This is a genomic window from Myxococcus sp. MH1 (genome assembly GCF_059738865.1).
Genome location: NZ_AP026947.1, coordinates 8,847,242 through 8,859,005, shown reverse-complemented (window position 1 = coordinate 8,859,005; position 11,764 = coordinate 8,847,242). Strand labels below are relative to the sequence as shown.

Genomic DNA, 11,764 nt, shown 5'->3' with positions numbered 1-11,764 from the left:
CCCGCGTCAGGCCGGCGGCGGCGCCTCGCGCGCCCAGTGGCGGTGCGCGGCGATGGCCTTGGCGAACATCTGCCCGAAGCCCCGCGTCTCGTTCTTCGCGCTGCGGATGACGCCCAGCGCGTCATCCAGCCCCTTCGCCATCGGCGTGGAGAACCCCGCGGCGTCCAGCATGGAGGTGGCCGCGCCCGACAGCGCCAGCGCCTTGCAGTGCACGTACGCCTCGCGCACGAAGTCCACCGCGAGCGGCACCTTCTTCAGCGTGGCCACGCTGCGCTCGCCGCCGGGCACGTAGACGGCGTCGTACAGCACGGAGGACGCCGTCAGGTACGTCTTCACCGGCTTCTCCTCGCCGCCGTCCGCGCTGGCGACGGGGCCGAGCGTGGGGCCCACCACCTCCACGATGGCGCCCAGCCCCTCGAGCGTCTTGCGCACCTGCGACAGCTCCCGTCCGGCGAACCCGTCCGCGACGAGCACCGCCACCTTGCGCGTCATGATGGAGTCATGCGGCGTGTTCAGCTGGCTCAACGCCGGTGACGCCGTCAGCTTGGAGACGGGCTTGCTCTCCGGCTGCTTGCCGAGCTTGGGCGGCGCGACGCCCACCGCGTTCGCCACGCGCACGGCCATGTCCCGGTCGATGTTCACCAGGACCTTGTTCACCACGCGCTCGCGAATCTCCTCGCGCTCCACCTTGCCAAGCTCGAACTCGAGCGCGGCCACCAGGTGCTCGCGCTCGGGCTTGGACAGGCTGTTGTAGAAGAGCGTGGCCTGGCTGAAGTGGTCCGCGAAGCTGCCGCTGCGCGCGCGAATCTTGTGCCCCTCCACGCGCTCCTGGCGGTGGACGAAGGCGGACTTGGGGTTGGCCAGCATGGGGCAGCCGCCGCCCAGCGAGTTGGGGTGGTAGTTCGCGCGGCTGGTGTTGATGCTCTGGCGCCCGAAGCCGTCCTGCTGGTGGTTGTTCACCGGGCAGACGGGCTTGTTGATGGGCAGCTCCGCGAAGTTGGGTCCACCCAGGCGTGTCAGCTGCGTGTCCAGGTACGAGAAGATGCGCGCCTGCAGCAGCGGGTCATTGGTGAAGTCGATGCCCGGCACGACGTTGGACACGCAGAAGGCCACCTGCTCCGTCTCGGCGAAGAAGTTGTCCGGGTTGCGGTCCAGCACCAGCTTGCCGACCTTCTGCACCGGCACCAGCTCCTCGGGCAGCAGCTTCGTCGCGTCCAGCAGGTCGAAGCCGTACTTCAGCTCGTCGCCCTCGGGGATGAGCTGCAGGCCCAGCTCGTACTCGGGGAAGTTCCCGGACTCGATGGTGTCCCACAAGTCACGCCGGTGGAAGTCCGGGTCCTTGCCGGACACCTTCTGCGCCTCGTCCCAGACGAGCGAGTGCGTCCCCAGCACCGGCTTCCAATGGAACTTCACCAGCGTCGCCTTCCCCTTGGCGTTGACCAGCCGGTAGGTGTGGACGCCGAAGCCCTCCATGTGTCGGAAGGAGCGGGGGATGGCCCGGTCCGACATCAGCCACATCACCATGTGCGCCGTCTCCGGGACGAGCGACACGAAGTCCCACAGCGAGTCATGCGCCGAGGACGCCTGCGGAATCTCGTTGTGCGGCTCGGGCTTCACCGAGTGGACGAAGTCGGGGAACTTGATGCCGTCCTGGATGAAGAAGACGGGCATGTTGTTGCCGACCAGGTCGTAGTTCCCCTCGGGCGTGTAGAACTTGGTGGCGAAGCCGCGCACGTCGCGCACGGTGTCCGCCGAGCCGCGCGAGCCGCCCACGGTGGAGAAGCGCACGAAGACGGGCGTCTTGAGGCTGGGGTCCGTGAGGAAGCGCGCCTGGGTGTAGCGCTCCAGGGACTCATAGACCTGGAAGTAGCCATGCGCGCCGGCGCCCCGGGCATGCACGGCGCGCTCGGGGATGCGCTCGTGGTCGAAGCGCATCATCTTCTCGCGGAAGTGGAAGTCCTCCAGGAGCGTGGGGCCGCGCAGGCCCGCCTTCAGCGAGTTGTCCGTCTCCGAGATGGGGATGCCCTGGTCCGTCGTCAGCACCGTGTCCTCCTGGTGCATGCGGTAGGGCTCCAACTGCTCGTTCTTGCTGGGAGGCGGCGGTTTCGGCTTCGACGGAGTCTTTCGCGGCGGCATGAGAACTCCCGGACGGCGAGGAACGCGCCGGCACCTGGCGCGCTCGCGGTCTACGCCTCGCGCCGCATGAGAGGGGAACGGCGCGTGCCCCGTGGCACGCGAGCGTTCACCACCCGCCATGTCTGCCTTCAGGAGGGCCGAGAGGTCGACACTCCGGACGCCAGACGCGACGACGCCCCCGCGATGGGGGCACGGAGGCGTCGGGAGTCAGCGTGGCCGAGGCGCGCTCGGCCCTCGCCGTTCACGGTGTGGGCTGGGCGACGACCGGCGCGGCGGCAGCGGCCTCGGCGGCGGCCTTCTCCTCGGCGGCCTTCACGGCGGCCACGCGCGCGGTCTCGGCCTCGGCGCGCTTCTTCACCTCCGCCTCCACGACGCCCTTCAGGTTGGCGAGCCCCTTCTCGAAGTCCTTCCCCACCATCGCATCCATGTCCATGAGCAGGCCGAAGGCCTTGCCCATGAAGTCGTTGGTGCCGCTCATGGCCCAGGTGACCTCGGTGCCGCCGGCCACCGGCTTGAAGTGGAAGTCCGTGAGGTTCGTGGCCGCCCAGGGCTTGATGAACTCCAGCTTGACGCGCACGTGCTCGGGGGCGCGGCTCTGCTCGATGGTCATCCGGCCCTCGCCCACCTGCTCGTTGCCGGTCCACGCGTAGCCCGCGCCGACGCCGCTCTGGGGGCCGGAGTAGGTGGTCTTCATGTTCGGGTCCAGCGCCGCCCAGGGCGACCACGCGTTCCACTGGTGGAAGTCGTTCACCTGCGCGAAGGCCACGTCCGAGGGGCCGGGCAGCGTCGCGGTGCGCTGGATGGTGAACTCGGCGGGGCGGGAGGCGATGACGCCCACCAGGATGAGGATGGTGGCGGCGAGGCCGACGAGCAGCTTCTTGAGCATGGGGTGTGCGGTCCTTGTGTCCGGGCGGCCGCCAGCAGGGCGCCGACCCGGGGCGCGTCATAGAGGCTCCCCGCCGGCCGGCACAAGGCACCCCGTGTCGAACGCAGGGCTTCTCTGGGGTGGAAACGAAGCGGGGCCCGACCCGGACGTGCCGTGTCGAGCCCCGCATGCCCCGGGCGCCTTGGAGGGCGCGAAGGGCTAGTTGTAGGTGGCCGTGTACGTGCCGGCGGGAGCGGCGTCGATGAACGCGAAGCTCACGCCCTTGATGGTGCGAATCACGGTGGTGACGGGGGCGCCGGCGCGGGTGACGGACGTCAGGTTGCGGCCGTTGGCGGCGCGCGTGGGCACCATCAGCGACAGGTTGCGCGCCGGGTTGATGACGTTGAACGTCAGCTGCGTCCCGGTGAAGGCCAGCGACGACACCTGCGTCGCCTCGCGCGCGTCGACCCAGTCGAGCAGCTGGCGCGCGGTGATGACGGGCACGCCGTCACGCTTGGCGGCGGCGATGATGGTCGCCGAGCCGGAGGCCCCCGCCGACGAGTGCGAGTCCACGTGCATGTTGGCGTTGATGGCGGCGTAGTAGCCCTTGGTGCCGAGCGCGTTGGCCAGCAGCGTGTCGATGTGCGTGGAGAGCGTCTGCCCGGACTCATCCGTCAGCTGCGTGGCGAGCTGGTAGACGTCCAGCGGCGTGCCGTCCAGGTCCGCGAAGCGCATGGGCAGACCGGTGCCGGTGAAGAGGCCCGGCCGGTCGAGCACCCACTCGTGGGGCCAGTAGTAGTAGTTCGTGTCCAGGCGGATGCCGTGCAGGCGCGACACCTTGGGCTGGGTGGACCAGTCGCTGAACGCGATGCAGTGCGTGCGATTGGTGGTGGGCGCGGGCACCAGCGGATAGGCCTGCGAGAAGCCCTGGAGCTGCGGGGTGAAGAAGGCCGGGTCCAGCGTGTTGGCCGTGTAGTCCGCGCAGCCGGTGTTCACATGCAGGGCGTACTCGAAGCCCTGGGCCACGTAGCTGTTGGCCTGGGTGGCCGTCAGCCCGCCGACGTAGTCGTAGACGGTGCCGCGGATGCACTCCCAATCCGCCACGCTGCAGCCCGGGGCGCTGTCGGTCAGGTACTGGTTCCACCGCGTGGTGGTGAGGCCGCTGGGGTGTCCGTCGCCCGTCATCACCACCACGGCCTTGTGCGAGCGAGGGAAGTACCACAGGCGCGGCAGCGGCACGGAGCTCGTCTGATGCAGCACGTTGGCCAACAGGCGCTGCTGCTCGTCCGCCTGGGGAATCTGGACCTTGTCCATGTTCACCCAGTCCGGCTGCGGGTCGAACGCCGCGTTGCCGTAGAACATGTCGTTGGCGCGAGCGCCCGGGCCGATGGTGGAGCCGTCCCGGTTCTGCCCCTGCCACGCCGGGTTGCCCTGGCGGGTGAGGACCACGGACTTCGCCAGGTCGTACATGAAGGCGGTGGCGGTGCCGCTGCCCACGGTGCGCTGGCTGATGGCGGTGTACGTCGTCGGGGTGGCGGCGTCCGAGTAGAGCGTGGCCACGGTGCGCGTGCCGGTGGTGACGGTGCGGCGGTCCGCGGGGCCGTGGTACTGCATCGTCTCCGCGGTGATGCCCGTGCCCGGCGCCTGGGTGGCGTTCACCAGGAGGTAGCCATTGCTCAGCGTGCCCTGCGAGGCATTGAGCCCGAGCAGCGACTGGAGGTTGGCGGCGGGGCGCAGCGCGATGAGGCTGCCGCCCGCGTTCACCCAGTTCGTGATGAGCGTCACCTGGGCGGCGCCCAGCGTCTGCTCGCCGAGGATGAGGACCTTGTAGTCATTGAGCGACACGCTGACGCCCAGGTTGCCCGCGTCGGTGGTGGCGAAGGACGCGATGCCCTCGGCCTCCAGGATTTCGCGCAGGTAGTCCGTGAAGGGATTGCCCGGCGCGGTGGCCACGAGCACGGGGCCGGCGCCCTGGACGCCCGGACGGGGCGGCGGGCCGTAGGACTCGAAGATGACGTCCACCCAGTAGTTGGTGTTCTGGTGGCTGCCGCTGGGGAAGGTGGACGCGGAGGCGTAGGTGTAGACGCCGTTGCCGCCGGAGGTGGTGGCGCCGGGCAGGGCGTGCAGGGGAGGCGCGTCCACACCGTTGGCCAGGCCGTTGTTGTTGAACGAGTAGCCGCCGAGCGGCGCGAAGTACGACGCCACATAGGTGGTGCCGGCGGTGATGGCCACGGGCGAGGCGAACGTCACCTCCTGCCAGCCCACCGCCGTCTCGTTGGTGAAGGTGGCGGTGGCCAGGTTCAGGCCGGTGGCGCTCCACAGGTTGCCCACGTGGGTGCCGTTGTTGCCGGCGCCCTTGTAGAAGCGCACGCCCTTGACCTGTCCATCCACGTCCGAGCGGAACTTCACGCCCAGCTCCACGGGCAGCGTCTCGGTGGAGGTGGCGTTGGCGGGCAGCGCGTTGGGCGGGAAGATGCGGTAGGCGTCGTCCTGCGGCTGCGTCGGGGGCGGCGCGCCGGTGGCCTGGAAGACCACGTCCACCCAGTAGTTCGAGTTCTCGAAGCTGTTGACGGGGAAGGTGCCCGCGGCGCCGTAGGCGAAGATGCCGTTGCCGCCGCTGGTGGCGCCCGGCAGGGCGAACAGGGGCGGGGTGTCCTGCCCGGTGGAGAGGCCGCCCTGCTCGAAGGCGTAGGCGCCCACGGGCGCGTGGTAGGACGCGATGTACGTCGTGTCCGCGGCGATGGTGACCGGCGTGGAGAAGAGGACCTGCTGCCAGCCGGTGGCCGTCTCACCGGTGAAGGTGGCGAACGCCAGGCGCTGGCCATTGACGCTCCACAGGCTGCCCACGTGGGTGCCGGTGTTGCCCGCGCCCTTGTAGAAGCGCACACCCAGCACGTCGCCGGTGATGTTCGTCTTGAACTTCACGCCCAGCTCCACCGGGGCGGAGTCATTGGTGACGGAGGCGACGGGAGGCGTGGGGTTGGAGGGCCAGAGCGTGACGGGCTCGGCCGGGCGGAAGACCACGTCCACCCAGTAGTTGGAGTTGCCGAACGCGGTGGCGGGGAAGGAGCCCGCGGCGCCGTAGGTGAACACGCCGTTGCCGCCGTTCGCGGGGCCGGCGAGCGCGTGCAGCGGCGGGGCGTCGTGGCCCGCGGCCAGGCCGCCGTTGTTGAACGCGTAGGCGCCGTTGGGCGCGTGGTACGAGGCCACGTACGTCGTGTTGGCGCTGATGCGCACCGGCGTGGAGAAGAGCACCTGCTGCCAGCCGGTGGCCGTCTCACCCGTGAAGGTGGCGAAGGCCAGGCGCTGACCGGTGGCGCTCCACAGGCTGCCCACGTGGGTGCCGGTGTTGGTGGTGCCCTTGAAGAAGCGGATGCCCAGGATGTCTCCCTCGACATCCGAGCGGAACTTCACGCCGAGCTCCACGGCGGAGAAGTCATTGGTGACGGACGCGACGGCGGGGGTGGAGCCGGGCGTGAACAGGGTGAAGGTCGGCTGGGCTCGGGCGGCGGCGGGCAGCACGAGCAGCACCGCGGCCAGGAGCGCCAGCGTGGGGACACGCGGCACGCTCGCGACCCGCGCGGGTCGTGACTTCGGGGGTGTCATTCGGACTTCTCCTTGGGGGGATGGCACGACAGGGCAAGGCAGGCACGGCGGCGCCATGTCTAACCCAGACATCGTGCTCATTTCCAATCGAAGTCGCTGACTGAACGTTCGCGATTCATTGCCATCTCGCGCGATTTTTCGTCTGTATCGAGCGCGCGCTGAGATGGGAAACCACGTCGGACAATGGAGGTGCGGGGTGCTCCAGGTGGGTGTCTCAGGGCATGTCAGACGCTTGCTGTAGAACGAGCGGCCCCGAGCCGTGTCTCAACCTGGTGACGAGCGACCCGTGTGTCTCGGGTCGCTCGGGGAGCCGCGTGGAATCAGGCCGGCAGCGAGCCCTCGCCGGTGGAGAGGATGTTCATGAAGTCCTTCACCTTGCGCACGTAGGTGGCGTCACCGGTGCCGGCGGGGATTGCATCCGGGTTGCTCTTGTCCACGCCGTTGGGGCCGGAGTTGTAGGCGCGCAGCGCCAGGTCCCAGCCGCCGAACTGCTCCTTCATGTCCTTCATGTAGCAGGCGCCCGCGAGGATGTTGGTGGCGGGGTCGGACAGGTCCTTGCCGGCCAGCTCCGGGTGCTTCGCCTGCAGCTCCTTGAAGGTGTTGGGGTTGACCTGCATCAGGCCGGTGTCCGTCAGCCCGTTGCCGCCGTTGGTGGTGACGGCGGCGAGGTCACCGCGCGACTCCTGCCAGATCTGCGCGGCGAGCATCTCCGCGGGCACGCCCGTCTTGGCGGCGGCGGACTCGATGGCGCTCCGGAACTTCTCCAGGCCCGGGGGCAGGTTGCCGCCGAGCTTGCCCGAGCCCTCGGTGGGCACCGAATCCGTGCTGGTGGGCGGCGTCAGCGGGGAAGTGCCGAAGCTGGAGGGCGGCGTGGAGGCGTCGCCGATGCTGGGGGGAGGCGGCGGGAGGCACGGCGCGCCCGTCGGCGTGGGGTTGAGGTCCAGCGGGGGACGGCCGCTCGACGCGGGCGCGGCGGAGAAGCCGCTGGTGTCGAACGGGGACGTGCCGGGCTTGGTGCCTTGCAGTCCCCCCTGGAGTCCCTGCGCGCCGCCCTGGGCGGACAGCTGGGAGACGACCTGGACCAGCGTGTTCATCACCGAGAGGGTGCTCTCGAGCAGCTTGCCCAGGTGGGCCTTGTTGGGGGAGCCCAGGTCGAAGCCGTCCTGCTGGAGCCCGGGGCCGCCCGTGCCGCACCGCTGGGGCGTGGTGGGGCGGATGCAGCCGCCAGTCTCCGCGCCGCGCAGCGCGGAGGTCTGGGGGGCGGACACGGCGGTCTTCTGCAGGGGCGCGATGCTCATGGCGGAGGCCTCGGGGGAATGAGTGTGGCGACCCGGGAGGCCATAGCAGCGCGTGTGCCAGCGCCTCCGGGGAGGAGGGCGGCGGGCAAACCCTGGATGTTGCTGGGAGGCGCGAGCGCGGGCGGCTCACGCCCTGGTGACGGCAGACATCAGGCCGATGTTCGGCCTCACCAGGGGGCGTGGATCAGCACTCGGGGAGGCCGACGCTGAGGTTGGCCACCTCGAGCACGTTGACGGCGAGGCCGCCGCGGGCGGTCTCCTTGTACTTGTCCTTCATGTCGCGGCCGGTGTCGCGCATGGTCTTGATGACCTTGTCCAGGCTGACGAAGTGGCGGCCGTCGCCGGAGAGGGCCATGCGGGCGGCGTTGATGGCCTTCACGGAGGCCATGGCGTTGCGCTCGATGCAGGGCACCTGGACGAGCCCGCCGATGGGGTCGCACGTGAGGCCCAGGTTGTGCTCCATGGCGATCTCGGCGGCGTTCTCGACCTGGAGCGGGGTGCCGCCGAGCACCTCGGTGAGGGCGCCGGCGGCCATGGAGCAGGCGCTGCCGACCTCGCCCTGGCAGCCGACCTCAGCGCCGCTGATGGAGGCGTTCTCCTTGTAGAGCACGCCGATGGCGCCGGCGGTGAGGAGGAAGCGCACGACGCCGTCCTCGTTCGCGCCGGGGGAGAAGCGCCAGTAGTAGTGGAGCACGGCGGGGATGATGCCGGCGGCGCCGTTGGTGGGGGCGGTGACGACGCGGCCTCCGGCGGCGTTCTCCTCGTTGACGGCGAGCGCGTAGAGGTTGACCCAGTCGAGCACGGTGAGCGGGTTGGTGAGGCCGGCCTCGGGGCGGCTGAGCAGGCGCTGGTACATGGAGCCCGCGCGGCGCTCGACCTTGAGTCCCCCGGGGAGGATGCCGGTGGACGCGCAGCCGCGGCGCACGCAGGCCTGCATGACCTCCCAGATGCGCAGGAGGCCCGAGCGGATGTCCGCCTCGGAGCGCCAGGTCTTCTCGTTGGCCATCATGAGGGCGCTGATGGGCATGCGCTCGCGCTCGCACAGCTCCAGCAGGGTGGCGGCGGACTGGAAGGGAAAGGGCAGCGGGGTGGCGTCCGGGCGGAGGGGGTCCTGTCCGGAGGTGGCGGTCTCGTCGACGACGAAGCCGCCGCCGACGGAGTAGTAGACGCGCGAGGCCAGCTCCACTCCGTCGGCGCCGAACGCGGAGAAGCGCATGCCGTTGGGGTGGAAGGGCAGGGTGCGGCGGCGGTGCATGACCAGGTGTTCGCCGTCGCGGAAGGTGATGTCGCGCTGGCCGAGCACGCTGATGCGGCCCTCGGTGCGCCAGCGGGCGACGATGGCGGGAATGCCCTCGACGTCGACGGCCTCGGGGGTGTCACCGCGGAGGCCGAGCACCACGGCCTTGTCGCTGCCGTGGCCCTTGCCGGTGGCGCCGAGCGAGCCGAACAGCTCGACCTTCAGGCGGGTGAGTTTTTCCAGATGCCCCCCTTCCGCCAGGCGCACGACGAACGAGCGCGCCGCGCGCATGGGCCCCACCGTGTGGGAGCTCGAGGGACCGATACCAATCTTGAAGAGGTCGAAGACGCTGACAGCCATCGCGGGCGCAACATGCCACGTTTCCACTTCCGTCCCACCGTGACGTCGCGGTTCCCTGTGAGGCGCGTGACTTCTTGGCGTGCCAAGGAGAACAGGGTTGTCGGGACACCGAGCAGGCATGCGCGGTGGAATGACGCGCGTCACCGTGGAGGACGCACTGCGTCGCGACTGCGGGCTGTGCGGCGGCTGTGGTGGACGGAGTGTTCCTGGGGGACTGGAACCCGCGTGTCGGGCGTCAGGCGACGGAGCGTTCGGGGAGGGCGATGACGGTGGCTTCACCGCCGCGCTCCTCTTCGTTCATGGCGAGTGACTTGCGGTACTCGGCGGCCTCTGCGAGTCGGGTCAGCTCGAAGTCGCCGTGGTGCTTGCGCACGGCCTGGGCGATTTCGTCGAGGGTGGCGCGGAAGAACTCCTTGCGCTCGTTGACGCGGTTGACGCGGCGTTGGGCGAAGGTCTTGTGCAGGGCGGCTTCGAGCGAGGGCGCATCCGCGGTGCGGATGATGGCGTGGACGTCGAACTCGAAGGGGACGGAGGCGTCGCCGAGCTCGTCGATGCGGTCCTGGGGGACGAGCCGTCGAGTCATGCCGACCTTGTAGATGTTTTCGCCGAAGGAGCCGATGTTGGAGATGACGTAGACGTGGCCGGTGCGGGTGAGCTGGGCCTGGGAGATGGCGCGCTGGCGCTCCTGGTCCTCGACGACGCGCCGCTCCAGCTCGGCGATGCGCTCCAGGAGCTTCGCTTGCGCCGAGCCCTGGCTCTTCTCCAGCTCCTCGCGGGCCTTGCGCAGGGCCTCTTCGTCGCGCTGGGCCTCGCGTTCCGCCTCCAGCTTTTCGCGCTCCAGCTCTCGCTGGGCGGCCTCCTCCTCGCGCATCTGCTCGCGGATGCGGCGCTGCTCCTCCTTCTCCTCCTGGCGCTTCTCCTCGTACTCGTGGGCGAGGCGGAGCTCCGCGAGCTTCAGCTTCACGTAGGGCTCGGCGATGGAGCACTGCTGAATCTCGGTGAGGGCGTTGATGGCCTCTGCGGACTTCTGGATGCGGGCCTCCATGGCCTTGATGTTCTTGTAGGTGACCTTGGCGACACAGGCGTCGGCCTCGCCGTTGAAGGCTCGCAGGATGAGCCTGAGGGTGCGGTCCGTCTGTTTCTTGCCTTCGGCCTTGCTGCCATTGACCTCCCATTGGATGCGACAGGACGCGGCCTGTTTGTTCTTGAGCAGGGCTTTCTGTTCCTCGCGGAGGCGGTCGAGTCGCTGCTCGTACTTCTCCGAGGAGGAGAGGTTGTAGATGGGCTTGTAGAGGCCGTAGGAGCGCAGGACAGCTTCTTCCTCGAGCGGTTGCAGCTCGGCCCGTAGCGTGACGATGAGGGTCTCCAGGCGTGCCTTCTCCTCGCGGACCTGGGTGACCTCGGCATCGAGGCGCGTGCGCTCCAGCCGGATGGCGTGGTTCGTGGAGGAGTTGATGCGCTCCACCTCCTCCCTGGCGTCACGGATGGCGGTGTCCGCGAGCTCTCGCTCCCGGGCCAGCTCCGCCGCCACGCGGGTCCGCTCGGTGGCGAGCATGTGCTCGGACTCGGCCTGGGTGCGCTCCAGCGCGGAGAGGACACGCTGGCGCTCGGCCTCCACGTCGAGAATGGGCTTGAAGCGCGCCTGGAGGGCACGCAGGCGCAGCGCGGTGCGAACCAGGAGCCCCAGGGACAACAGGCTCGAGAGTGCCAGGACCCAGACGACAGGCTGCATACAGGTATCCCCCGTGAAGTCCCCGCGTCCAAGGTCCGCGGAGGTGACCCACTGTGCGCCTGTGGGACGACCAGGGGAATCACACCCGGGTGGTATTCCCCAATGCCACCGTGGAAGCCCGCTTCCGTCATGCTCCCCAGATCCGAGTCTTCGAGCGAGGGACCGACCTGCTCACGGATGTGGAGCCGACGATTCTCTCCGCCCAGTACAACACCCTCAGTCCCGTTGCCGAGGAGGTCTACGTCCGCGCGGTTCCCGACCCGGCTGCGTTTCGAGAGCTCTGTGATGCGCACTGCTCGCGGGAGGCCATCCTCCAGGCCCTGCAGTCCTGAGTGGGAAGGATGCGGGTCCCTCGTAGGGGCCTATGAATCCCGTCCACCATGAGCATCGAACTGTATGCGTCCCCACCCCTGGGGGGATGAGGCGGGAGGCCCCATCCGTCCAGGAGCCTTGGTTCGAAGTCTCTCGCGGTAGACGGCTGTCCATGCTGCGGGACACCGATTCGGTGGCTGCTCACTCTGGCGATTGAG

Annotated in this window: 7 protein-coding genes; 1 reads left to right on the top strand and 6 read right to left on the bottom strand. The window is 69.4% G+C overall.

The annotated features are described in order from the left end of the window. Positions 1–6: 6 nt before the first annotated feature. The 6 genes from AC6JA9_RS34945 to AC6JA9_RS34920 all read right to left on the bottom strand — a co-directional run bounded on the left by AC6JA9_RS34945 (position 7) and on the right by AC6JA9_RS34920 (position 11,234). A complete protein-coding gene (locus tag AC6JA9_RS34945) occupies positions 7–2,136 on the bottom strand; it encodes a catalase (RefSeq protein WP_426736046.1) in 2,130 nt (709 codons plus the stop codon). Positions 2,137–2,377: 241 nt separating this feature from the next. After that, complete coding sequence (locus AC6JA9_RS34940) at positions 2,378–3,022, bottom strand: SRPBCC family protein (RefSeq protein WP_223781563.1); 645 nt, start codon at positions 3,020–3,022, stop codon at positions 2,378–2,380. 198 nt (positions 3,023–3,220) lie between these two features. Further along, positions 3,221–6,607 (bottom strand): DUF4082 domain-containing protein, encoded by a 3,387-nt coding sequence (locus AC6JA9_RS34935; RefSeq protein ID WP_497958440.1) that lies wholly within the window; start codon positions 6,605–6,607, stop codon positions 3,221–3,223. A gap of 320 nt (positions 6,608–6,927) precedes the next feature. Continuing rightward, positions 6,928–7,905 carry a lytic transglycosylase domain-containing protein gene (locus AC6JA9_RS34930; RefSeq protein ID WP_408889292.1) on the bottom strand — a complete coding sequence of 326 codons (978 nt, stop codon included), beginning with the start codon at positions 7,903–7,905 and terminating at the stop codon, positions 6,928–6,930. 184 nt (positions 7,906–8,089) lie between these two features. After that, positions 8,090–9,502 (bottom strand): L-serine ammonia-lyase, encoded by a 1,413-nt coding sequence (locus AC6JA9_RS34925; protein ID WP_223781566.1) that lies wholly within the window; start codon positions 9,500–9,502, stop codon positions 8,090–8,092. 235 nt (positions 9,503–9,737) lie between these two features. Beyond that, a complete protein-coding gene (locus AC6JA9_RS34920; protein WP_497958439.1) occupies positions 9,738–11,234 on the bottom strand; it encodes an SNIPE associated domain-containing protein in 1,497 nt (498 codons plus the stop codon). A gap of 89 nt (positions 11,235–11,323) precedes the next feature. Here AC6JA9_RS34920 and AC6JA9_RS34915 point away from each other — a divergent pair, with 89 nt between their 5' ends. Beyond that, positions 11,324–11,566: a hypothetical protein gene (locus AC6JA9_RS34915; protein ID WP_141328052.1), complete on the top strand. Its 243-nt coding sequence runs from the start codon at positions 11,324–11,326 to the stop codon at positions 11,564–11,566. The last annotated feature ends 198 nt before the right edge of the window (positions 11,567–11,764 follow it).